Raw genomic sequence first — 22,401 nt, forward strand, 5'->3', positions numbered from 1 at the left:
ATTCAGATAGATAGGAAAGGACAATCTTATGAGCTCAAATGAAACAACAACAGGCTTCAAACCAAAAAAATCAGTTGCACTTAGCGGACAAGTTGCAGGCAACACAGCACTTTGTACCGTAGGACGTAGCGGTAACGACTTGCACTATCGTGGCTATGACATTCTTGACCTTGCAGCAGGTAGTCAGTTTGAAGAAGTTGCTCACTTGCTCGTACATGGCAAATTACCAAACAAAGCTGAACTCAAAGCCTATAAAGCAAAATTAAAAGCACTTCGTGGCTTACCAGCAGCTCTTAAAACTGCACTTGAACAATTACCACCGTCTGCACACCCAATGGATGTGATGCGTACAGGTGTTTCAGTTCTAGGTTGTTTAACTCCAGAACACGAAGACCATAACGAAGCTGGCGCAAAAGACATTGCTGATAAATTAATGGCAAGCCTAGGCTCAATGCTGCTTTATTGGTACCACTTCAGCAACAACGGTCGTCGTATTGAAGTTGAAACAGATGACGACTCTATTGCAGCGCATTTCTTACATTTACTTCATGGCGAAAAACCATCTGAAGAATGGATTCAAGCAATGCATACATCACTTATTTTGTATGCTGAGCACGAGTTCAACGCATCAACATTTACATCACGTGTAGTGGCAGGTACAGGCTCTGACATGTACTCAGCAATTACAGGTGGTATTGGCGCACTTCGTGGACCTAAGCACGGTGGCGCAAACGAAGTTGCATTCGTCATTCAACAACGTTACGACAATGCAGACGAAGCAGAAGCTGACATTCGTAAACGTGTTGAAAATAAAGAAGTCGTAATCGGATTTGGTCACCCTGTATATACAGTTTCTGACCCACGTAACGAAGTGATCAAGAAAGTGGCGCATGACTTAGCACAAGCACAAGAGAACACCAAAATGTACCTCATTGCTGAGCGTTTAGAAGCAGTGATGAAAGAAGTGAAAAACATGTTCCCGAACCTCGACTGGTTCAGTGCAGTGAGCTATCACTTAATGGGTGTTCCAACTGCAATGTTCACACCATTGTTCGTGATTGCACGTACAGCAGGTTGGTCAGCACACGTGATTGAACAACGCCAAGACGGCAAAATCATTCGTCCAAGCGCGAACTACACAGGCCCTGAAAACCTCGAATTTAAACCATTGGCGGAGCGTGGTTAATGAATACAAAATACCGTAAACCGCTGGCAGGTACCCAGCTTGAATATTATGACGTGCGTCAAGCCGTTGAAGATATTCAGCCAGGCGCATACGAAAAACTGCCTTACACGTCTAAAGTACTCGCAGAGCAATTGGTACGCCGTGCCGATGCCGAGAACTTAACTGCTTATTTAACCCAGTTGATTGAAGGCCGTCAGGACTTGGACTTTCCTTGGTATCCTGCGCGTGTGGTGTGTCATGACATCTTAGGTCAAACAGCATTGGTTGACCTTGCAGGCTTGCGTGATGCGATTGCTGACAAAGGCGGTGACCCATCTAAAGTCAACCCAGTTGTGCCGACTCAGCTTATTGTCGACCACTCTTTAGCGGTGGAATATGGTGGTGCTGACCCAGACGCTTTTGCAAAAAACCGTGCTGTTGAAGACCGTCGTAACGAAGACCGTTTCCACTTTATTGAGTGGACTAAAACCGCATTTAAAAATGTCGATGTAATCCCTGCGGGGAACGGCATTATGCACCAGATTAACCTAGAGAAAATGTCTCCGGTCATTCAGGCGCGTGATGGCGTAGCATTCCCAGACACATGCGTAGGTACCGACTCACATACACCACATACAGATGCATTGGGCGTAATTTCTGTGGGTGTCGGTGGTTTAGAAGCTGAAAACGTAATGTTGGGCCGTGCATCTTGGATGCGTCTGCCAGACATTATTGGTGTTGAGTTTGTCGGTCAGCGTCAGGCAGGCATTACTGCAACAGATATCGTATTGGCTTTAACTGAGTTCTTACGTAAAGAGCGTGTGGTTGGTGCTTACCTTGAGTTCTTTGGTGAAGGTGCTGACAGCATGTCTGTGGGTGACCGTGCAACCATTTCGAACATGACACCAGAGTATGGCGCTACTGCTGCGATGTTCTACATCGACCAAAACACAATCGACTACTTACGCCTAACAGGCCGTGAAGATGCTCAAGTGGCATTGGTTGAACAGTACGCAAAAGAAATCGGCCTTTGGGCATCTGACATGACCAAAGCAGAGTACCCACGCGTACTTCGTTTTGATCTATCAAAAGTAACGCGTAACATTGCTGGTCCATCAAACCCACATGCACGTGTTTCAACAAGCGATTTAAAAGAAAAAGGCATCGCGGGTGTTGTTGAAAACCGTTCTGACGGTTTAATGCCAGATGGTGCAATCATTATTGCTGCCATTACTTCGTGTACCAATACTTCTAACCCACGTAACACCGTGGCGGCAGGTTTGTTGGCACGTAAGGCAAATGAGCTAGGTTTAGTTCGTAAACCTTGGGTGAAATCATCATTTGCACCGGGTTCAAAAGCGGCTGCACTTTACCTTGAAGAAGCGGGTGTTCTAAAAGACTTAGAGCAACTTGGTTTTGGTATTGTGGCTTATGCTTGTACAACGTGTAACGGTATGTCGGGTGCGTTAGATCCAGTCATTCAACAAGAAATTATTGACCGTGACCTGTACGCAACCGCAGTACTCTCTGGTAACCGTAACTTCGATGGCCGTATCCATCCTTATGCAAAACAAGCATTCTTGGCATCTCCACCGCTTGTCGTAGCGTATGCAATTGCGGGTACGATTCGTTTTGACATCGAAAAAGATGCGTTAGGTCATGACAAAGACGGTAACCCGATTTACCTGAAAGACATCTGGCCATCTGATGCTGAAATTGATGCATTAGTAAAGCAAGCCGTGAAGCCTGAACAGTTCCGTAAAGTCTACATTCCAATGTTTGATTTAGGCGTAACGGAAGAAGCTGAAAGCCCACTTTACGACTGGCGTCCACAAAGTACTTACATCCGCCGTCCACCATATTGGGAAGGGGCGTTGGCTGCACCACGTACTTTAGCGAACATGCGTCCGCTTGCAATTTTGGGTGACAACATCACCACCGATCATTTATCGCCTTCAAATGCGATTTTGATGGACTCGGCTGCGGGTGAATACCTTCACAAAATGGGCGTACCAGAAGAAGACTTCAACTCATATGCAACTCACCGTGGCGACCATTTGACTGCACAACGTGCAACATTTGCTAACCCGAAACTTTATAACGAAATGGTAGTTCGTTCAGACGGTACCATTAAGCAAGGTTCAAAAGCGCGTGTAGAGCCAGAAGGCGAAGTGATGCGTATGTGGGAAGCGATTGAAACCTACATGAACCGTAAACAGCCATTAATTATTGTTGCGGGTGCTGACTACGGTCAGGGTTCAAGCCGTGACTGGGCTGCTAAAGGTGTACGCCTTGCAGGTGTTGAAGCCATTGTGGCAGAAGGTTTTGAGCGTATTCACCGTACCAACTTGGTGGGTATGGGTGTATTACCACTTGAGTTTAAACCGGGTGTAAACCGCAAGACTTTAAAACTAGATGGTACAGAGCTTTATAGTGTAATTGGTAATATTGCACCGCGTTCGACTTTAACTTTAGTGATTGAACGTGCCACAGCGGATGGTAAAGAAGAGATTCTTGAAGTACCGGTGACTTGCCGTTTAGATACAGAAGAAGAAGTTTCTGTATATGAAGCGGGCGGTGTATTACAGCGTTTTGCACAAGACTTTTTAGAAGGTCAGGTGGCTTAATATTGAGTTAAAATAATTGATATAGTTGTAAAAGCCCCGCTTTAGAGTGGGGTTTTTTATTTGTTTATACGTAGATAATTAATTATAAAAAATGACTGCATATATTATATTTTTAAAAATTATTTTATTTTTGTCATCAAATTCTCTTTAACTTACATTAAGATACGCGACTCTTACACTTAAATATAAATCACAATAGATTTCTTGGAAAATATCAATGCGTAACTTATTAATTATTTCAATTTGCTCTCTTATATTAACTGCTTGTGGGACGATGCCTTATGTAAGTACAGAGTACCCTTTACGTGCAGGTTTAATTCAACCTGTGAAGGTTATTGGTAAGGCAGATGTGACCAATGCTCAAACTTCAGATGAACGAGTGATTGTATATTCTTATATGGGCACAAAACTGGACTCTAGTATTAAGTCTATTACAGAAACGATGGTACAACAGACTCAAAAAGAACTATTGAAAAATGGTCAACCTGTAGAGGGTAATGGATCGAAATCGATTGCGATTAAAGTAAATTCATTACGTAGTACCTACACCAATCTGCTTTTCTGGCGCAGTAAAATTAAATTCGAAGCGACTTTAGGAAATGGACAAACTATTCCATTTACAGTTCCTCATACGAGTGGTGTGTTAGTACAAGATTTAAATGGATGTATTGCAGAAGGGGTAATGACTTTACTCAATGATGCACGTGTAAGAAGTTATTTAGCAGAAAAATAAGAATATAAAAAAAGCCCGACATCCTGTCAGGCTTTTTCGTATTTGGTTGCTAGATATGACTCCTGTCGTATCTCACGCTCCTAGTGCATGAACCTATTATTGTTGTTTTGTGTTCCGGAACATCCTGTTCCTGTATGAACTCATCATAGGAAAAAAGCAGGGGATCGCCAATCCGCAAAATCCCTAAAAGTTTGTAAGATATATCGTACAAATAACATTTTTTGCATTTATGCCATCATCATCGGGCGAAATGGACAATTGACAATCACTCTAACTGGGTTATATTCCTGTTTAATATCTATACGATTATAGGAATGCAATCATGGTAACAGCTGGCGAAAAACCCGGAACAGGCTTCTATTTCTGCGCTCAATGTGGCCAGAGAGTGTTTTTAGAAATTAATACAGATCGTTTACCACCATGCACTAAATGCTATTGCACTGAGTTTAAACGTTAAGAATAAAATAATATTTGCGTTCGCATTTAACAAAAAGCCCTGTCACCCGATGGGGCTTTTTGTTAGTTTAAAATAAGACTTACATAACAAGACCCGCGATGGGCATGAAAAAGGAAACCGTTATGGAAACTATATTAGGTTTATGTATTGGCGTGGGGCTGAGCGCTGCCTGCGGTTTTCGCGTGTTTGTACCGTTGTTGGTGATGAGCATTGCAACAATGATGGGATGGTTTGAGCCATCGAAAGGTTTTGAGTGGTTAGCTATGCCATCGGTTTGCTTGGCTTTAGCTGTGGCAACAGTCTGTGAAGTTGCTGCTTATTATATTCCATGGGTCGATAATGCCTTAGACACGGTTGCGACACCTGCTGCTATGATTGCGGGTACGCTCACCACGATGGCGGTCAGCAGCGGAGAAATGTCGCAGTTCGCAGGTTGGGCAGCAGCGATTATTGTGGGCGGTGGTACGGCTGGTGTGGTGCAAATGAGTACAGTTGCTGCACGTGGTGTTTCAACTGCAACCACAGGCGGCTTAGGGAATTTTGTAGTCGCTACAGGGGAGTGGATTGGAGCAATCTTACTTTCGGTTTCAGCTTTGTTAGTTCCTGCGCTGGTTGCGATTGTGGTGGTTATTGCTGTTATTTTGGCAATACGTTGGATACGTCATAAAAAACAAGAACAGGCACATAGTCCGCTATAGGCTAACGTAAACATCATTTTTTAATGAGCATAAAAAAAGCCCAACGTCCTGTTGGGCTTTTTCGTATTTGGGTACTAGATATGACTCCTGTCGTATCTCACGCTCCTAGTGCATGAACCTATTATTGTTGTTTTATGTTCCGGAACATCCTGTTCCTGTATGAACTCATCATAGGAAAAAAGTAGAGTGTCGCCAATCCGCAAAATCCCTAAAAGTTTGTAGGTTAAAGCGTACATAGGAAATGTAGTGTGGGATATTTTGTAGTTGCGATAGGTGCGTGGTTTATTTTTATATAACTTTAATTAAGAGATTTTTGTTAAAAAATAGAGTTTGTTCTCGACCATCCTCTAATGGATTCGTGATTATAATCAGTAGATTATTCATAAATTTTATTGAACTTATTATATTTCGAAGGTTTAGTGTGTCTCTTATAAAACTTAATGATATTTTGAAATTGAATGACTTTGATAACGTGAAAGTTAGATTCAATCTGATGCTTGATGGTAATTGGAATCCAATTGAGATATTCAAAAATGGCGAAGAGGAAGTCTTATTGCAAGGACATTATTGGAATTACAATAAAAATAAATCTTATAAAGATGGCCAAACAACAATCGGTCTTATAAAAATAAAAAGAAATGAAGATCTATGGCTTTTATTTCATATAGGAAAGATTACTAAAGACTTGAATATTCTTAATGGTATTGGCTATGAATATGAAGTTATTGAAGAATACCGTAAATTTTTTGGTCGAGTGGTAATTAGATTTAAAAATACATCACAGAATATGGTTAGACGGGCGACATCTGTACTTGATGATTGTGAAGTAGTACAAATGCTTCCAGATATATTCGACAATGATATTTTCCCTGGTTATGAAAATGTAAACATCTCTTGGAATGAATTATCAAGAGTTATAGGTAAGGATTCATGGAGGACTGCTTTACGAAACCAAAAGGGTGTTTATCTGATTACTGATATTAATAATGGAAAGATGTATGTTGGGTCTGCCTATGGCGAAGACATGCTTTTAAATCGTTGGCAAGCTTATGTTCGTACTAAGCATGGCGGCAATAAAGGCTTAGTTAATTTAGATCTTGCATACATGGAAGAAAATTTTAGATTCTCTATTCTCGATATATTTAAGTCGACGGTAGATGATAACGTCATTATCCAACGAGAAAGTTGGTGGAAAGAAACGCTTCAGACAAGAAAGTTCGGGTATAACCTAAATTAAGATATACATGTCGATAGAGTTATTTTTAACTTAAATAAAAAAAGCCCGACATCCTGTCGGGCTTTTTCGTATTTGGTTGCTAGATATGACTCCTGTCGTATCTCACGCTCCTGGTGTATGAACCTATTATTGTTGTTTTGTGTTCCGGAACATCCTGTTCCTGTATGAGTTCATATTAGGAAAAAAGAAGGAGGTCGCCAATCCGCAAAACCCTCAAAAGTTTGTAGGATAAAACGTACATTGAGAAATGATTCAGTCGTTTAAACCCTGAAATTTCCCAATATTCAGATATAAAAAAAGCCCGACATCCTGTCGAGCTTTTTCGTATTTGGTTGCTAGATATGACTCCTGTCGTATCTCACGATCCTGATGCATGAACCTATTATTGTTGTTTTATGTTCCGGAACATCCTGTTCCTGTATGAGTTCATATTAGGAAAAAAGCAGGAAGTCGCCAATCCGCAAAATCCCTAAAAGTTTGTAGGTTAAAACGTACAAAAATGGGTATGGTTATTTTTATATAAAAGGATTTTCAGTTTCCCAAGGCTTGCTGCTAAAAATGATCTGCCCATTTTCAACACAAAGAATCCACGTATAGAAATATTCTTCACCTAACCCTCGACATTCAAAATTTGCATTTGGAAATAGAGGGGTAATTTTTTCTATGAGTTGTAAGCAATAAACGGGATCGACATTAAGGGATGCCTGACCATCAGAAAAGGCATCTACTAAAGCACCATAAACATCTTCGTGGATTGAATCCTCCGTTAATATTTCTAGAATTTTTTGCTTTTCAGTAGATAAATCAATCGTGTCAAAATCTGTATAACGAACTTGTAGTTCTGTATAAAAACTCATTTTTATTAGCTCTATGATATTAATGTTAAAAAATACTACTTATTAAACATGACTTTATCGTTAAAAATGAGTTGAGTATAGGAATATCTAGACTATAAGAGTTCAAATTTCTTAAAAATATTCTTCTTTAGGCCCCTGCGCCACAACAGACTTTAATCTTTTGCGCTGATTTAAAGTAATAAACTATTGCGGCACAGAGATAACGAGCTAAGCCAAACGCTTAACCCAGACTACTTTTGTCACACCGCTGCATGACGCTGAAAAAAGTAGGGGCAAAGTCCTGTGGGAGAACAGGACTTTGCAAACTGACATGTGCTAGGCGTTGCATGAGCTTAGGGGAGTAAGCTTGTTCAAGTCGCTGATAAATACAGTCGCAACTGGTCTTGGTGTGTCCACCCGACAGGCAAATTTTTTCAAAATCCTGTTGGGTGTGTAAGTTACAGCCCGAAATACTCAAGCTGCCTAGAACGAAACTTAAAGCCAAAATAGGTTTATAAATTGTCATATTATTCTCATAATGATTTATATCTATGAGTAGAGTAAAAATATAATTAGTTTTAAGGTTTAAAATAATTTTAGGTAATAATTAATCCTTCCATAAATTTAGGAAAATAAAATAATTAAATTTTTAAAATAAAAAATAGTTTATGAATTTAAAAAATTAGGAAATAGAAAACCCAAATTTTAAATAAATAAAATAGTTAAATAAGAGAGGAAATAAGTTTGAAAAATGTCATGGTCAACTCCTTAAAATATGGAGCTCTACCACCAGATCACCGTCAATTGATTATGGTGGTAGAACGAAAGGGGGTTGACAGACTGGAGCTCATAGAACCAGCACGCACAGGGCGTCCCCCTCCCGTCCTACCGCAAAGAAAGGGGACGCAAGGGTCTAACGAACTATAGTAGAACTATAATCCGCTATGAGCTTACGGTCTGTCAAAACCGTCTGGCAATGTGGCCAGCAACGAGATAATAATCGGTGATTTTAATTACGTCAATTTAATATTTAAAATATTTTTGATTTAATAATAAAGCTAAATATATTTTTAAAATAAAAATATTATTATTAACTTTTTATTTATATTTGATTATAAAAAATAATAAATATAGAGATATTTTGCCAGTTCCAAAAAAGAACTTGGTTGTTAAGATCTATTTTTGTCGTTTTTATAGAGATAAGAATGGAACGTGTCGTCATAACAGGTATGGGAATTAATTCCTGTATTGGAAATACATTAGAGAAAGTAACCGAGTCCTTAAAAGCAGGCTGCTCAGGCATTTGCTATAACGATGTCTATGCAAAACTGAATTTTCGAAGTCACGTGAGCGCCGCAGCCGAAATGGATTTTGAAAATATTGATCCAGAGTTAAAAAAGCATATGGGCGTTTGCGCGATGTATGCCTACAACTCGGCACTTGATGCGCTACAACACGCTGAGCTTGATGCAACTGACATTGCCAATAACTCAAAATATGGCGTGATTGGGGGAACAGGGGGCAGTTCGACAGCCTCTATCATCGACATGCTACATACCTTAAAAGAAAAAGGCGCAAGCGGAGTCTCACCTGATTTAGCATCACGCTATCTTACAAATACGGTGAGTTCTAACTTAGCAAATGCTTTCAACCTAAAAGGTATATCTCAATCCATTGCAAGTGCCTGCGCTACTTCAGCCGACGCAATTGGCTATGCATTTCACCTTATTGCCGCTGGTAAACAAGACTTAATGCTGGCGGGTGGCGGTGAAGAAGACCATTGGTCCCAAACAGCAATATTCGATGCGATGGGTGCATTATGTTCTAAATATAACGATGCACCAGAAACAGCTTCACGCCCATATTCAAAAGATAATGACGGTTTTGTGATCGCTGGCGGCGGTGGCATGGTAGTTTTGGAATCTTTAAGTCATGCCCAAAAGCGCGGAGCAAAAATTTTGGCAGAAGTGGTTGGATACGCTGCCAATAGTGATGGTGTCGATATGGTAGCTCCAAGTGGCGAAGGCGCGACTCGCTGCATTAAACTGGCACTCGCAGAAGCCAAGCAAAATGGCTCTGAAACCATCGATTATATCAATACGCATGGCACTTCAACGCCAGCAGGAGACATTCCCGAACTATTGGCTATAGAAAGAGCTTTTGGTAGCGAAAAAGTACCGCCACTCAGTTCGACCAAGTCGATGACTGGACATAGTTTGGGGGCAGCAGGCGTACACGAAGCTATTTATTCTATTTTAATGCTGCAAAATAACTTTATCGCGCCGAGTATTAATATTACCGAACTGCGCGAAGAAGCTAAAAAGTTCGATATTGTTCAAACGAGCAGAGAAACCGAACTAAAAACAGTCATGAGTAATAGCTTTGGTTTTGGTGGCGTAAATACTTGTCTCGTTTTTAGAAAATGGGAAGGGTAATTTAAAATCGAAATGAATGTGACCTTATAAAAACAATAAAATAGGTCATACATACTGCTTTATAAGTAATAGAAATTTATTATTTTTTTAAGTCCAGTCATCTAAAAAATAAGATGCCATTTATTCTAAACTTTTAAGCATTTCTTTCGCATCTACATCGCCTGTATTGGCAGCTTGCTGGAACCATTTCTTTGCCATTTCTAAGTTTTTCGGCGTGCCTTCACCGTTTAAATACATTTGGGCCAAGTTGTACTGGGCATCACTTTCATCATGCTCGGCCGCTTTGGTGTACCACTTCAGCGCCTGCTCATCACTTTGGGTGACGCCGTGACCTTTTTTATATAGCTGAGCTAAATTGTATTCTGCGGGTGGATAGCCTTGCTCGGCAGCACGACTAAACCACTCAAACGCCTGCACATAATTTTGCGCAGTTCCTTCGCCTCTGTCATATAACACCCCTAAGTTATATTGCGCTTTAGCATGGCCCTTGGCCGCAGCCTTAGTGAAATAATCAAAAGCGCGCTTGGCATCTTTTTCAACACCCGTGCCTGTGTAATACATCATCCCTAAACTATATTTTGCCCCCATACTTCCATTTTGGTCAGCCGCAGTTAGCCATTTAAACGCTTGTTCATAGTTTTTAACAACGCCTTGTTCACCACTTAAAAGCATCATCCCCAAATGATATTGAGCAACAGCTTGCCCTTGCTCTGCACGATATTGAATATCGGCGACACTCGGTTCCGCAAATGCTAAAGAATGAAGTGAGAAAATCACGGTAAATATATAAAAAGCAGACTTTTTTATTTTCATATCTCATCCTGAATTTTATTAATTTGAATGGTTGATTTATTTAATATCTATTTGAATATAAAAGAAAAATATTAAATATATCGGGCTGATTTATAGCGCTTTAAAATGATCTGATTTTACGGTTTAAATACCTATTTAATAAGAAATTAACGTAAAACAGCATATTTAGACTAGTTACATTTTGAAAATGAGTATAGATAGACAGATTAGTCTTTTATTAATTAAAATACGGCTTAAATATAAGTTTGATTGATAATAAAAATGCAGATGAGTGTGTCGAGTATATTGGAGCGTTTAGGCCTTGTTTCACAAAATCGCGCTGTTCATATCCAATTCTCAAATCAGTCTTTAAATCAGCAAGTCTTCTTACAACGCATTGAGGGCGAACATACGCTCAACCAAGGTAGCGTTGCTGAGTTACTGTGTCTGTCGACAAACGCGCATATTGCATTAAAACAATTTATTGGCTGTCAGGTTGCCATCGATCAGGTCACTGACACAGGTCAGTTTTTTAGAACCACGGGCATTATTACCGAAGCGAGCCAAGGTCAAAGCGACGGCTCACTCACCATTTATAACCTCACCTTAAAAGACCCAACTGCACTTTGGCATAAACGTCGTAACAGCCGCGTGTTTATGAATAAAAGCGTGCGTGATATTAGCGAAATTCTGTTTAAAGAATGGCAGGGTAAAAGCCCGCTGTTTGCCTCAAGTCTAACGCTCGACACATCTGGTTTAAGCAAAGACTACGATGTGCGTCCATTTGTGATGCAATCAAACGAAAGCGACTATGACTTTTTAACCCGTCTATGGCGTAGCGAGGGTATTAACTGGCTAGTTGATGAATCTCAGCTTTTTGTCGCTGACCCGAATGCGTCCATTCGGCCACAAGTCTTACGCTTAATTGACGATAATCAGCACTATCAAGCTCTTGACCGTCGTAGCCTACGCTACCAACGCAGCAGTGCCACAGAACAGTTCGATACCATTACCCAAGTTAAAGCTGAGCGCCGCTTACAGCCGACATCTGTACATGTGCAACGTTGGCAAGCCGATGCCCTGCAACAAGAAGAGGGTAGTGGTAGCGTACAAGGCACACAAAAGCACAGCGAACACTATGACAATGCCAGCCTAAACCTTGAAGATGCATGGCATGTTAGTCCCGCGTGGATGCAAGACTTAAACGGTGAAGATCAAGCTACAGCTTCAGGCAATAGCCAGATTGAACAGCTTAACCAGCATATTAATGCTTATCATCACTTGAGTTCGAAACAGTTTACGGTTTCAGGCAACGTCCGCGATGTACAGGTGGGTTACTGGTTTGAACTCAATGATCATCCTGAACTCGACCAACACGACAGTGCTGATAAAGAGTTCTTAATCTTAAGCAAACACTACTATAACCAGAATAATTTACCGAAAGAATTACAACAGCAACTTGAGCGTCTATTGCCAAAAGACAAGCTCAAAGCTGCCCAACTCGACACGCAAAATCCTGAGCAACGCCATTTTGCTGAGCTAAATGTCGTTCGACGCAACATTAAAGCTGTCCCTGAATATAACCCGCTAGAGCACCGACCAGCCGCTTACCCGCAGCGCGCTAGAGTGGTGGGGTTAGAGGGTGAAAGCATTCATGTTGACCAGTGGGGACGCATTAAAGTCCGCTTCCTGTTTACCCGAGCTGACGACCATAGCCATGATGGTGGAGCGGGAAGTAACGACAATGACACCGATTCCGCTTGGGTTGATGTACTCACTCCATGGGCAGGTGCGGGTTATGGCGCACGGTTCTTGCCACGTGTGGGTGAGATCGTGGTGATCGATTTCTTTGACGGCAATATTGACCGCCCATTTGTGGTGGGGCGTATTCACGAAGCTGAATGTTACCCGACCCAGTTCGACCAGAAAGGTCAATTACCTGATACTAAAAAACTCAGTGGTATCCGTTCAGAAGAAGTCGATGGCAAAGGCTTTAACCAGCTACGCTTTGATGACACGACAGGACAAATCAGTGCCCAGCTCCAAAGCAGCCATGCGGCAAGCCAACTCAACTTGGGTAACTTAAGCCATCCAAAAGATAAAGCGGAAAGTGACGGCCGTGGTGAAGGTTTCGAACTCAGAACAGATCAATGGGGAGCGGTAAGAGCTGGCAGTGGTTTACTCGTTAGCACCCACAAACAGGATCAAGCCCAAGGTGTACACCTTGATGCAAATGAGGCCAAACAACAAGTTGAAGGCGGTCTTAGCAATGCCAAGGCACTCAGTGAAGTTGCCAAAAATCAGCAAACTGATCCATTAGAAAATTTAGAAAACTTAAAATCCTTTATTGAAAAACTTGAACAGCAAGACAACGCAAAAGCCAAAACCTTTAAAGAAGCAATTATGCTGTTGGCAAGCCCCAATAGCATCGCGTTGAGCAGTAACGAAGATATTCACTTAAGCGCAGATGGTCAGTTAAATCAAACTGCTGGGGACAGCATTAACCTGTCTACCCAAAAGAATTTAATCGCGCATGCCCAAAATAAAATTAGCCTTTTTGCAGCTCAAGAAGGTGCAAGACTCTATGCGGGCAAAGGTAAAGTCGAAATACAGGCGCAAGGTGATGGAGCAGATTTAATTGCCCGTAAAGCTGTTCAGATTATTTCAGCAGAAGACAAAATCGAAGCGACAGCAGCCAAAGAAATTGTACTCACCGCAGGCGGCTCTCAAGTCAAAATTACTGGTTCGGGCATTTTTATGACTACTGGTGGCAAATTTGAGGTGAAGGCTGGGCAACATTTGTTTATGGAGGGTGGGGGTGCGAATGCTAATGTTCCTGCATTACCTAAATTAGAATTTGCTGAATCTCCTTATTCTGCTCAATATCAATTATTTAAGGCAGATGGGAGAAGTTTCCAAGGTTATAAATATTCTATTTATGACTCAAAAAATAACCTAATAAAGCAAGGCGTTACTGATAATCAAGGTTTGACTGAACAAGTAGTGACTGAGAATAGAGAAAGAATCATAGGTTATAAATCTGTAATGAGAGAAAGTGAGCGTATTACTGAGAATTGGGAAGCAAAGTTAGAACAGGTAGCTAATAAAATGAGTTCAGTAGGAAAATAATTATGCTTCCTGTCGTGATTGGAATAATTGAACTAGCTGGATATGCAATAACGGCATATGAATTATATCGTACAGCAGCAAATGCTTACGATGAGGTTAAAAACTATCAAGATAATATTAAAAAGGCAAAAGAAGAAATCAAGAAAATAATGAAAAATCTTGATAAGGAGATTACTGACAAGATTGATCGGCAACGTGAAAAAGTATTATTAACGACTTTGACCACAGGTGATAAACAATCTAATACTACAAAGTCTGCTTCTGGAAGACCACAAGTCAAAAGTAATGTAATTACTGCGGCCATAAAGCAGAAAATTCCTTTTAGACCTATTATTAGCCAAATATGTGAAAAAGCAGATCATTTGCCAATGATCCAGTTAAGAAAACAAAAAGGTAAAAAATTAAAAGATGTCATACCAAAGAGTAAGGTGGATATCGTCGCGAAGCTATTGAAGATGACTGCTCAAGAATTAGCGGGAGCAAGTGTTGATGAATATATTATTATTAGATTAAAACAACTTGCCGTAAATTTCATGTTTGAGTTTATGGACGAGCTTTTAAAATGGCGTAGTCCTTTAAAATCAGAAGTATGTTTCGGTTATGATATAAAAACTAAGAAATATTTAGCCCCTCAATTAGATGGTCAGACACGTATTAAAAGGGTCGGTTCAGAATTAAATCCATTTTGGCCGATGCCTTATAAAGGTAAAGGTGTAATTGGTGCAGATATTATTATTCCTGAGTATCGTGGTGAACCTTTAACTTTAACTAATATTTTTGCACTGGTTGAAATTAAATTTCAGAATGACCGGATTGATAAGGAGCAATTTGATAATTATGAAAAGTTAAAAGATCAATGTGCCCATGCAAAGAAAGCCAGTAAAATAACAGCAAGTGAGGGCTTTAAATTATCATTGTTCCGCTATCCAGAAGATGCATCATCTACAGAAGCTAAAGACTCTAAGCCTGCAACACCGAATAAAAAGCGTAAAACCAATTAAGGAATATTACATGATTACACCTGAAACTTTTTTAAATGATGAAGAGATTTTTGAGTTAGTACGGGATATTCCACTTGATACTTCAATTATTTATGGTGAGGAAGATCAAGAGTTTGGTATTTGTCCATACATTACCTTTTATATTTATCATCAAGATAATGAAGTGGACGAGATAGCTAATAAAGTTATCGATATTTATGAAGAATTTGAAAATGAAATAATTGATAAGCCCTTTAAGTTGCGTTATCGAAAATCAAAAAGTGGTGCTAGTACATGGAAAAAATCAGAGAGATGGAAGCAAACACGACAAGAAATAATAGAGCAAATGCACGAGACCTATAAAAAATATTTTGTATATTTTATAGCAGCTACTACAGGAGATTCGGACATCCAAAGTCCACGTTGGGCTTTACAAAGTAATATTCGTGATGATGGTTCAAGATATTCTAGTTTAAAAATTTCATTTGGTGATAAATGGTTTCGAGGAAATAAAAACAAATGGTATGCATTTGTTAAAAAGTGTTTAATAAAACTTAATCCAATACAAGCTTATAGTGGATATGAAATTGGATGTACTGCTCAATTTCCTGTGGTTTCTCCAGAATTTGAAATTGCAGAGCGTATTTTTAGTGACTATTTCTATGGTTTAGATATCGATCATCCTGGGAATATGAGTCATACCCATGATGATAGTGATGGATATATTAATTCTTCAGCACTTGGAGCTGGATTACGAACTCCAACATGGTGTTTTTTACTTTCTCCCTATTGGATAGAAAGGTTAGGGTTAAGCGAGGAGCAAATCTGCTTAAAACTTAATGATCCACGAATCGAGATTACTAAATTACTAGATTCAACAGACCCTGAAAAATTTAGTCTATGGATTCGACTTGGAGAATTATCACTTTATCCAGTTGAAGAGGGTGTTCCAGATTTACTGGTGATGGCAAATGAGCTTATTAGGCCAATTCGTTGCAACGATTTGAAATTAACAACTTTAGATCCATGGGATGATGATCCAAACCCAAGATTTGACATAGAGAACTCTCCACAATGGATTGCCCGTTTTGATGAAGATAGCGATTGGCCAGAAGGTAAACGAGTCAATAAGATTCATGCAGTGCTATTAGAGCAAAATAAAATGAAGGCACTCGGTGGTGAAATATGTCCGAAAACAGGCGAATGGTATAGTCCTGCAAATAATATGGAAAAGCGCTACTTTACAGAAGGTGAAATCATGCCTGAAATTGAAGATAATGCTTGGGGTGAAACCATTTGGTATTTAGATATAGAAAATGAATAAGATTTTTATCTATTTAATTTATTAATATATGAAGCCTATCTAGATGATGGGCTTTTTAATGTATGCAAGGAAGTGTTCAGGTGTTGGTATCCTCATTGGTGGTGAAATTGGGGGGATTGCTGCATATCAACTGGTAGATGCATTCGATAAAGAACTAGAAGTATTTACTGCTTGGACTGTATTTTAAGAAGAGGCAAAACTATGCTATTTAATTTTTTTAAACAAGAAAGTAATCATAAAGAAGAAAAGTCTTCTCCATATTTAACGAAAGAACTATCTTGGGATGAAGAAAAAATAATAGCAATTCGATTTAATGGTACGCAGCGGACTATGTATTATAAAAATATTATACGAATAGAAATTATTATTAGTGATCTTTATTTTTCTGTACCTAAATGGGTTATACAAGATGATAATTTAGATGATCATACGACAATAGATTTTTATAATGACCTAAAGCCAAATATCAACGATTTGGTTATAGATATGTTTAATAAAAAAATAAAAGATTATGATAATCAGAAGGTTCATGAAAAAGTTATAGAGGCGATGGGTGCGAGTAGTGGCTTATTTCATTTATGGAGTAGAGAAGATATTGATCAGGTACTAAATAAGATATGGAACAACAATAAAGATAAAATAGAAGCTGATATTAATAAGGCCATAAAAGACGCGGAAGAGCAGAGAAAAAGTAAGCAATGGTGGAAAATTTTTTAAAAGGTTTAGGATGGGTTGGCTATAATTATGCCCGAAATCTAGAGAAATAAAGATGAACTTTAAAAACTTAATAATATTGTTTTTAATGACAAGCTTTTTAGGGTGTAGTAGAGATTACAAGATTGAACCACATGAGCTCCCAGTAGCTTATGTAGGAAAGTCATATAGTCAATTTATTAAAATTACAGGTGGTAAAGTCTCAGAACAACATTTTGAATTAACGTCTAATATTCAAGAAAATCAGGGTTTCCAAATTACTCCAGTAGATGATATAGATGGATACAATCATATAAAAATAGAAGGTATTCCTAAATATAAAGGAAAATATAAAATTATAATTAATACATATTTTTATGGGCGAGGCGATGATAAGCTAACTAAAACCTATGAATTTTTAGTTAAAGAATAAAAGATATTTTTAATAAGAAGTAGATATGAAAAAGAATTTATTAATTACCATACTAATTTTACTTTTCATTGTTCAGTCCTTATTAAATTATTACTTCTGGAATCGTACAAAAACACCCGAAATTCATGTTCTAGAAAAACCTTTGCGGATAGCATCGAATTTCGATAACTATGCACCATATACAATCCTTCCTGCAGGAACTGTTTTATATGATGATAGTGATTCTTTAAATAGAAGGATTATGGTTTATTTCAATTTACAAGGTGTAGACTTTAATTTCAAAGAACAAGATCCAGATATCTTGAAACAACCTAGTGAAGTCAGTGGTATAAGGTCGAAGGACTTGCCTGATTTACTAAATGAAATTCCTCTGACCAAAAAAGATATTTATTTAATTATTAAACATGATGAACGCATAAAAGATTATGCCCGTTCAATTTTATTTAAAGCATACAAAATTGATCCTTCAGAGTATAAAAAATAATTAAAAAATTATAAATTTTAAAAAACTAGAAGAAGCGTAATTAATTACGCTTCTTCTGCCATAAGAAAATTATTTAAGCAGCTTGAATGGCTTCACCACAAAAAGAAACAGTTTCTTGCTTATGCTGATGTAAGTACCAGAACTGCTCCGCAATCGTTTCTGGATGTACTGTGTAGGTTTTATCTTTCGCTTCAGGTGTTCCATCTACAAAACCATTTACAATCACTTGGCTCACGTAAACATTTGAGTCAGCGAGACTATGAGCAAGCAAGTTGGTGGCTTTGTATTGAGCGGCAGCCGTAGTTGCTAATGATGAATATTCTTTAGCAACTAAATCGATGCCCACTGCATCGAAAGCAAAAATTCCGTTTGTCGATAAAATGCTACCGTGATTCTTCTCTAAATCACCTAAGCAAGCTTGCACCGTAGCAATATAGCTTGAAACACGAATATGAAAGCTTTTAGTAAGCTCTAGTGGAGGGGTTTTTAAGATATTACCTTCAATATCATGGAAAGCATTCCAATGAATATTTTTAATCTCTCCGAATTGGTCTTTAATACATTTTACGAGATTTGGTATATCTTCAAGAACTGCTAAATCAGATGTAAAAGCATAAGCTTCTATACCTTGTGTTTTAAGTTCTAGAATGGCCTTCTCGAGTTTTTCAGCATTACGTGCCACTAAACCGATTTTATAGCCTTCTTTACCGAACTTATATGCCACGGCTTTGGAAATACCTGTTCCATAACCAAAAATTATAATATTGTTGTTCATTATAAAGTTCCAAAAAACCAATTATTTGGTTAGAAATAGTTTATAATATGTTTTTATAATGTATTCAAGCGCAAAAGTTATCTCTAAGAATAGTGCCCAAAGAATAAAAATGCTTAAAAGTGGGGATTAGGGAGTCAGCTTTACATGAGTTATTGGGCTAAACATGCGCGGTTGAACGAACTTCCAATTTGGCTTAAAAAATTTTCTTGGTAAAATAAACCGAAAAACACAAATAAAGTGGAATTTAAAATTAACTAATTATTATGAAATGGGAATATATTCTTTTTAATTTGAATTTTTGCGTAAAAATTACCAAAAATATTTAAAATTAGCTGTTCTTAGAAAAACAATCCCACAGGGTGCTGGCTAAACTATATCTCAAGGGTGTGATAGGGATCGAAAAGAGTAGCATGCACCAAAACGTATAACGTTAGTGTGTACTCACCCAAAAGGTCTCGATTCGGCTTAGGACGCTATAGATCAAAAGTTTATAGGCATAAGGTTCTAACTTACAAAGTTATAATTGTTGAAGTAAACCATAGACGGTTTCCCTTGACACCCTAAAAAATTCTCTATAATAAAAACGATACTTTACAAGAATATAATTTATGAATAAGCCTTATCTTTCTGCCTTGCCGCATGACAGCCAAATCTCATCTCAATTGAACAATGCTTACTTCCACGACTCGTGGAGTATTGTGTTGGGTCAGCCCGACCTGAATGTATTTGAGCAGCTTATTAAATTGTTCCAGCATACTCCGCAGTGGATAGAGTGGAGTATGAATCTACGCAATAAAATTACTTCCAAGATTGGGCTTAAAGATTTAGGAAGTTTTAAGCAGATTGATTCGAATAAAAAAGAAAATGAGTATGTTGCAGGCGACCGAATTGGAATTTTTACTTTACGGCAACGTACCGAAAATGAGTTAGTGATCGGAGATGATGATAAGCATTTAAATGTGACTTTATCTATTTATAAAAATGAAGATACCCAAGTGCTTACAGTGACCACAGTGGTACATATCAAAAATCTGCTTGGGCGATTGTACATGGTACCTGTAATTCCTGCTCATCGAAAAATAGTGCCAGCGACTTTACAGATATTAGGTTAGAGTACTATTTTTATTTACGAAGCGATCAGCAAAAATCGTTTATATACTAATCTTATTATCATAATAACGAGCTGAATAATATGGAAAATAAAAACCATTGTCGCCAATGCGCCGTTTGTGGAAAGAATTTTCCCTTAAAAGATCTTGTGTCTGGTGAAGTCATTCGGAATGTTATCAGCGATGAAATTTTAAAAGATCACCCAGACTGGACTTACTCAAGCTTTATTTGTCGAGCCGATCTGGCAGATTATCGAATTAAATATGTGCAGTCGCTATTACGCTCGGAGAAAGGCGAATTATCTAATTTAGAAAATGAAGTGATTGGCAGTATGCAACGGCATGAGCTGATCAGTCGAAATACAGAAACAGATTTTGATCAAAAATGGACGCTTGGAGAAAAACTGGCAGATAAAATAGCCACTTTTGGGGGAAGTTGGGCTTTTCTTATTTGTTTTGCTCTATTTTTAATAGGCTGGATTATTCTAAATACGGTTGTGATGGTGGTACGTCCTGTCGACCCGTATCCTTTTATTTTGCTTAATTTAGTTTTGTCATGCTTAGCGGCAATTCAGGCACCGATTATTATGATGAGTCAAAATCGCCAAGAAGCCAAAGATCGCTTACGTTCTCAACATGATTATCAAATTAATTTAAAAGCCGAGCTTGAGATTCGCCATTTGCATGAAAAAATGGACCATCTTTTGTCGCATCAGTGGGAACGGCTTGCACACATTCAAGAAATTCAGCTCGATCTTTTGGCTGAAATGAATAAAAAACGATAAAGATTTTCTGAGTTTCACGTGGAACGTGAGTAGAGCGTTATAGATTATTTTGCGGTAGGTCTGAAATTTCTTTATGATCTGCCGCCATGCTCCATTGCTGTTTCTACGACCATGCCTTTAAACGACAATTTTGTTTACGCTCCACCACAAGATCCACTTTCAATTCTATTTGAAGATGACGATTTAATTGTGGTTGATAAACCTGCGGGCCTGTTGTCGGTCATGGGCCGTTTACCTGAACATCATGACAGCGCTTATTTACGGGTGCTGGAAAAGTTCCCTTTGGCTAAGGTCACCCATCGTTTGGATATGGCCACATCGGGCTTACTTATGTTTGCCAAACATCGTGATGCAGAAGTTGCGGTAAGTAAAATGTTTCAGGCCAGAACAGTCAAAAAATATTATATTGCTTTGGTGCAAGGCCAAGTCGCAGAAGAGGGTAGTGTAGAAGTTCCACTCATTACCGACTGGGAAAATCGCCCAAGACAAATTGTACATTTTGAATTAGGTAAATACGCTAAAACTTTATTTCAGCCTTTGGTTTATGATGAAAATACTGATCAAAGTCGAGTATTACTTGAACCAGTCACAGGACGTTCGCATCAGCTACGTGTGCACATGATGCATATTGGCCATCCGATTATGGGCGACAAGTTATATCACCCTGAACCTAAACGTTTTCACTTAAACCGCATGGCCTTACATGCTGCATATTTGGCTTTTCAGCATCCATTAAAAGGCACGGATGTGGTGATTGAATCGCAAGTGCCTTTTTAAAATTTATATACAATTAAAAATTCAATTTGGTGCAATTGGGAACGGAATATATACCCAAATTGCAATAAAAGTCGGGTATTCTTGATGTCGAATAATATTAATACTGCGACAACAACAAGGATCACTTTATGACTCGTGACTACGAACAATTTCCAGATGACGATAACGGCAATGTACTTTGGCAAATGGCTGAAGATGGGGACGATTTAACCGAGCTGCATGAAATTGAATTTTCTATTGCTTTTCAAGATCAAAAAAATGCAGAGCAATGTGCGCTGTATTTACTTTATCAAGAACAAAAAGTTTCACTTTTCCAAGATGACTCTGTTGAGCCAAACGAGTGGGTGATTACCATCTTTGTCAACATGGAACCTGAGTATTCAGATATTGTTGATTTGGAACAATGGTTTGCCAGCATCGCTGAAAAATTTCAGGGCGAATATGATGGATGGGGCTGTATGGCCTATGTCTTCGAGGAAGGCGACGACGAAGATGACCTGTTGCAGTAAGGTCTAAAATAAAGAGTAGGAGATAATTATGAACTTATCTCAAAAACAAATTGCAGTACGGTTTTTAGAGCTTGCCGCAGCTGGCGAAGTCGATGAAGCCTATAGCAATTATACCGCACCGAACTTCAAGCATCACAACCCTTATTATGCGGGTGATGCGAATTCTTTAAGAGAAGGGATGCGTGAAAGCGCGGCTGAAACTCCAAACAAAGTCTTTGATGTTCAACATGTCATTGAAGAGGGCGATTTGGTTGCTGTGCATTCTAAACTTGAAATGCAAATGAATGGTTTAACCACCTTGGCCGTGGTCCATATTTGTCGTTTTGAAAATGGAAAAATTGCTGAGTTTTGGGATATTGGCCAAGTACAGCCCGACCCGCTCGTCAATGAAAATGGTATGTTCTAATAAAAAAGCCCGAAATA

General features: G+C 38.8%; 23 protein-coding genes. 19 read left to right on the forward strand and 4 right to left on the reverse strand.

From position 1 onward, the window contains the following. The first annotated feature begins 28 nt into the window (after positions 1 to 28). From prpC to ACS125_RS04455, 6 genes are all read left to right on the forward strand, one after another. A complete protein-coding gene (gene prpC / locus ACS125_RS04430; protein ID WP_002120737.1) occupies positions 29 to 1,186 on the forward strand; it encodes a bifunctional 2-methylcitrate synthase/citrate synthase in 1,158 nt (385 codons plus the stop codon). After that, complete coding sequence (gene acnD / locus ACS125_RS04435; protein ID WP_443270761.1) at positions 1,186 to 3,792, forward strand: Fe/S-dependent 2-methylisocitrate dehydratase AcnD; 2,607 nt, start codon at positions 1,186 to 1,188, stop codon at positions 3,790 to 3,792. Before prpC ends, acnD begins: the two co-directional genes overlap by 1 nt. Before the next feature lie 217 nt (positions 3,793 to 4,009). Continuing rightward, positions 4,010 to 4,525 carry a hypothetical protein gene (locus ACS125_RS04440; RefSeq protein WP_250374949.1) on the forward strand — a complete coding sequence of 172 codons (516 nt, stop codon included), beginning with the start codon at positions 4,010 to 4,012 and terminating at the stop codon, positions 4,523 to 4,525. Between the two features lie 322 nt (positions 4,526 to 4,847). After that, the gene (locus ACS125_RS04445) at positions 4,848 to 4,982 is read left to right on the forward strand and encodes a zinc ribbon-containing protein (RefSeq protein WP_004640417.1); all 135 of its coding nucleotides are present in this window, start codon (positions 4,848 to 4,850) and stop codon (positions 4,980 to 4,982) included. 122 nt (positions 4,983 to 5,104) lie between these two features. Beyond that, on the forward strand, positions 5,105 to 5,680 hold the full coding sequence (locus tag ACS125_RS04450) for a DUF4126 domain-containing protein (RefSeq protein WP_078225511.1): 576 nt from the start codon (positions 5,105 to 5,107) through the stop codon (positions 5,678 to 5,680). A 421-nt stretch (positions 5,681 to 6,101) separates the two neighbouring features. Further along, positions 6,102 to 6,917, forward strand: a complete 816-nt coding sequence (locus tag ACS125_RS04455; protein WP_443270764.1) for a GIY-YIG nuclease family protein — start codon at positions 6,102 to 6,104, stop codon at positions 6,915 to 6,917. Positions 6,918 to 7,432: 515 nt separating this feature from the next. Here ACS125_RS04455 and ACS125_RS04460 read toward each other — a convergent pair. Both ACS125_RS04460 and ACS125_RS04465 read right to left on the reverse strand, forming a co-directional pair. Next, on the reverse strand, positions 7,433 to 7,774 hold the full coding sequence (locus tag ACS125_RS04460) for a hypothetical protein (RefSeq protein ID WP_312822088.1): 342 nt from the start codon (positions 7,772 to 7,774) through the stop codon (positions 7,433 to 7,435). A 220-nt stretch (positions 7,775 to 7,994) separates the two neighbouring features. Further along, positions 7,995 to 8,279, reverse strand: coding sequence for a hypothetical protein (locus ACS125_RS04465; RefSeq protein ID WP_443270766.1), 285 nt, complete (start codon positions 8,277 to 8,279; stop codon positions 7,995 to 7,997). A 679-nt stretch (positions 8,280 to 8,958) separates the two neighbouring features. Between ACS125_RS04465 and ACS125_RS04470 the strand changes: the two genes are divergently transcribed. Further along, positions 8,959 to 10,188, forward strand: a complete 1,230-nt coding sequence (locus ACS125_RS04470) for a beta-ketoacyl synthase N-terminal-like domain-containing protein (protein WP_443270768.1) — start codon at positions 8,959 to 8,961, stop codon at positions 10,186 to 10,188. Positions 10,189 to 10,308: 120 nt separating this feature from the next. Here ACS125_RS04470 and ACS125_RS04475 read toward each other — a convergent pair whose 3' ends face one another. Next, complete coding sequence (locus ACS125_RS04475; protein ID WP_443270770.1) at positions 10,309 to 11,001, reverse strand: tetratricopeptide repeat protein; 693 nt, start codon at positions 10,999 to 11,001, stop codon at positions 10,309 to 10,311. Positions 11,002 to 11,262: 261 nt separating this feature from the next. On the opposite strand from ACS125_RS04475, the gene ACS125_RS04480 reads away from it, so the two are divergent. The 7 genes from ACS125_RS04480 to ACS125_RS04510 are packed head-to-tail and all read left to right on the forward strand — an operon-like array spanning position 11,263 to position 18,023. Then, positions 11,263 to 14,109, forward strand: a complete 2,847-nt coding sequence (locus ACS125_RS04480; protein ID WP_443270772.1) for a type VI secretion system Vgr family protein — start codon at positions 11,263 to 11,265, stop codon at positions 14,107 to 14,109. A gap of 2 nt (positions 14,110 to 14,111) precedes the next feature. Further along, positions 14,112 to 15,110, forward strand: a complete 999-nt coding sequence (locus ACS125_RS04485) for a hypothetical protein (RefSeq protein WP_443270774.1) — start codon at positions 14,112 to 14,114, stop codon at positions 15,108 to 15,110. Positions 15,111 to 15,120: 10 nt separating this feature from the next. Then, the gene (locus tag ACS125_RS04490) at positions 15,121 to 16,413 is read left to right on the forward strand and encodes a type VI immunity family protein (protein WP_443270776.1); all 1,293 of its coding nucleotides are present in this window, start codon (positions 15,121 to 15,123) and stop codon (positions 16,411 to 16,413) included. Positions 16,414 to 16,471: 58 nt separating this feature from the next. After that, entirely contained in the window at positions 16,472 to 16,600 is a 129-nt protein-coding gene (locus ACS125_RS04495; RefSeq protein ID WP_443270778.1) for a hypothetical protein, read from the forward strand. 14 nt (positions 16,601 to 16,614) lie between these two features. Continuing rightward, positions 16,615 to 17,130, forward strand: a complete 516-nt coding sequence (locus ACS125_RS04500) for a hypothetical protein (protein WP_443270780.1) — start codon at positions 16,615 to 16,617, stop codon at positions 17,128 to 17,130. A 52-nt stretch (positions 17,131 to 17,182) separates the two neighbouring features. Further along, positions 17,183 to 17,539 carry a hypothetical protein gene (locus ACS125_RS04505; RefSeq protein ID WP_443270782.1) on the forward strand — a complete coding sequence of 119 codons (357 nt, stop codon included), beginning with the start codon at positions 17,183 to 17,185 and terminating at the stop codon, positions 17,537 to 17,539. Between the two features lie 25 nt (positions 17,540 to 17,564). Next, positions 17,565 to 18,023 carry a hypothetical protein gene (locus ACS125_RS04510; protein WP_443270784.1) on the forward strand — a complete coding sequence of 153 codons (459 nt, stop codon included), beginning with the start codon at positions 17,565 to 17,567 and terminating at the stop codon, positions 18,021 to 18,023. 73 nt (positions 18,024 to 18,096) lie between these two features. Here ACS125_RS04510 and ACS125_RS04515 read toward each other — a convergent pair whose 3' ends face one another. After that, a complete protein-coding gene (locus ACS125_RS04515; protein WP_443270786.1) occupies positions 18,097 to 18,798 on the reverse strand; it encodes an SDR family NAD(P)-dependent oxidoreductase in 702 nt (233 codons plus the stop codon). A gap of 608 nt (positions 18,799 to 19,406) precedes the next feature. Here ACS125_RS04515 and ACS125_RS04520 point away from each other — a divergent pair. From ACS125_RS04520 to ACS125_RS04540, 5 genes are all read left to right on the forward strand, one after another. Continuing rightward, entirely contained in the window at positions 19,407 to 19,910 is a 504-nt protein-coding gene (locus tag ACS125_RS04520; RefSeq protein ID WP_174764887.1) for a DUF2867 domain-containing protein, read from the forward strand. 80 nt (positions 19,911 to 19,990) lie between these two features. Continuing rightward, on the forward strand, positions 19,991 to 20,692 hold the full coding sequence (locus ACS125_RS04525) for a DUF1003 domain-containing protein (protein WP_443270788.1): 702 nt from the start codon (positions 19,991 to 19,993) through the stop codon (positions 20,690 to 20,692). A 111-nt stretch (positions 20,693 to 20,803) separates the two neighbouring features. Continuing rightward, positions 20,804 to 21,469 (forward strand): RluA family pseudouridine synthase, encoded by a 666-nt coding sequence (locus ACS125_RS04530; RefSeq protein ID WP_443270790.1) that lies wholly within the window; start codon positions 20,804 to 20,806, stop codon positions 21,467 to 21,469. A 128-nt stretch (positions 21,470 to 21,597) separates the two neighbouring features. Beyond that, on the forward strand, positions 21,598 to 21,978 hold the full coding sequence (locus ACS125_RS04535) for a ribonuclease E inhibitor RraB (RefSeq protein WP_004795383.1): 381 nt from the start codon (positions 21,598 to 21,600) through the stop codon (positions 21,976 to 21,978). A gap of 28 nt (positions 21,979 to 22,006) precedes the next feature. Beyond that, the gene (locus ACS125_RS04540; protein ID WP_107882176.1) at positions 22,007 to 22,384 is read left to right on the forward strand and encodes a nuclear transport factor 2 family protein; all 378 of its coding nucleotides are present in this window, start codon (positions 22,007 to 22,009) and stop codon (positions 22,382 to 22,384) included. Positions 22,385 to 22,401: the final 17 nt, after the last annotated feature.

It is taken from the genome of Acinetobacter sp. PFS20, assembly GCF_052261015.1.
GTDB lineage: Bacteria > Pseudomonadota > Gammaproteobacteria > Pseudomonadales > Moraxellaceae > Acinetobacter.

Excerpts from the sequence above, each read along its gene's own strand:
- ACS125_RS04465 (WP_443270766.1), bottom strand. The coding sequence starts at position 8,279 with ATGACAATTTATAAACCTATTTTGGCTTTAAGTTTCGTTCTAGGCAGC.
- acnD (WP_443270761.1), top strand. The coding sequence starts at position 1,186 with ATGAATACAAAATACCGTAAACCGCTGGCAGGTACCCAGCTTGAATAT.
- ACS125_RS04440 (WP_250374949.1), top strand. The coding sequence starts at position 4,010 with ATGCGTAACTTATTAATTATTTCAATTTGCTCTCTTATATTAACTGCT.
- ACS125_RS04540 (WP_107882176.1), top strand. The coding sequence starts at position 22,007 with ATGAACTTATCTCAAAAACAAATTGCAGTACGGTTTTTAGAGCTTGCC.
- ACS125_RS04445 (WP_004640417.1), top strand. The coding sequence starts at position 4,848 with ATGGTAACAGCTGGCGAAAAACCCGGAACAGGCTTCTATTTCTGCGCT.
- ACS125_RS04480 (WP_443270772.1), top strand. The coding sequence starts at position 11,263 with ATGCAGATGAGTGTGTCGAGTATATTGGAGCGTTTAGGCCTTGTTTCA.
- ACS125_RS04500 (WP_443270780.1), top strand. The coding sequence starts at position 16,615 with ATGCTATTTAATTTTTTTAAACAAGAAAGTAATCATAAAGAAGAAAAG.
- ACS125_RS04475 (WP_443270770.1), bottom strand. The coding sequence starts at position 11,001 with ATGAAAATAAAAAAGTCTGCTTTTTATATATTTACCGTGATTTTCTCA.
- ACS125_RS04485 (WP_443270774.1), top strand. The coding sequence starts at position 14,112 with ATGCTTCCTGTCGTGATTGGAATAATTGAACTAGCTGGATATGCAATA.
- ACS125_RS04450 (WP_078225511.1), top strand. The coding sequence starts at position 5,105 with ATGGAAACTATATTAGGTTTATGTATTGGCGTGGGGCTGAGCGCTGCC.
- ACS125_RS04490 (WP_443270776.1), top strand. The coding sequence starts at position 15,121 with ATGATTACACCTGAAACTTTTTTAAATGATGAAGAGATTTTTGAGTTA.
- ACS125_RS04505 (WP_443270782.1), top strand. The coding sequence starts at position 17,183 with ATGAACTTTAAAAACTTAATAATATTGTTTTTAATGACAAGCTTTTTA.
- ACS125_RS04515 (WP_443270786.1), bottom strand. The coding sequence starts at position 18,798 with ATGAACAACAATATTATAATTTTTGGTTATGGAACAGGTATTTCCAAA.
- ACS125_RS04535 (WP_004795383.1), top strand. The coding sequence starts at position 21,598 with ATGACTCGTGACTACGAACAATTTCCAGATGACGATAACGGCAATGTA.
- ACS125_RS04495 (WP_443270778.1), top strand. The coding sequence starts at position 16,472 with ATGTATGCAAGGAAGTGTTCAGGTGTTGGTATCCTCATTGGTGGTGAA.
- ACS125_RS04530 (WP_443270790.1), top strand. The coding sequence starts at position 20,804 with ATGCCTTTAAACGACAATTTTGTTTACGCTCCACCACAAGATCCACTT.
- ACS125_RS04470 (WP_443270768.1), top strand. The coding sequence starts at position 8,959 with ATGGAACGTGTCGTCATAACAGGTATGGGAATTAATTCCTGTATTGGA.
- prpC (WP_002120737.1), top strand. The coding sequence starts at position 29 with ATGAGCTCAAATGAAACAACAACAGGCTTCAAACCAAAAAAATCAGTT.
- ACS125_RS04520 (WP_174764887.1), top strand. The coding sequence starts at position 19,407 with ATGAATAAGCCTTATCTTTCTGCCTTGCCGCATGACAGCCAAATCTCA.
- ACS125_RS04510 (WP_443270784.1), top strand. The coding sequence starts at position 17,565 with ATGAAAAAGAATTTATTAATTACCATACTAATTTTACTTTTCATTGTT.
- ACS125_RS04525 (WP_443270788.1), top strand. The coding sequence starts at position 19,991 with ATGGAAAATAAAAACCATTGTCGCCAATGCGCCGTTTGTGGAAAGAAT.
- ACS125_RS04460 (WP_312822088.1), bottom strand. The coding sequence starts at position 7,774 with ATGAGTTTTTATACAGAACTACAAGTTCGTTATACAGATTTTGACACG.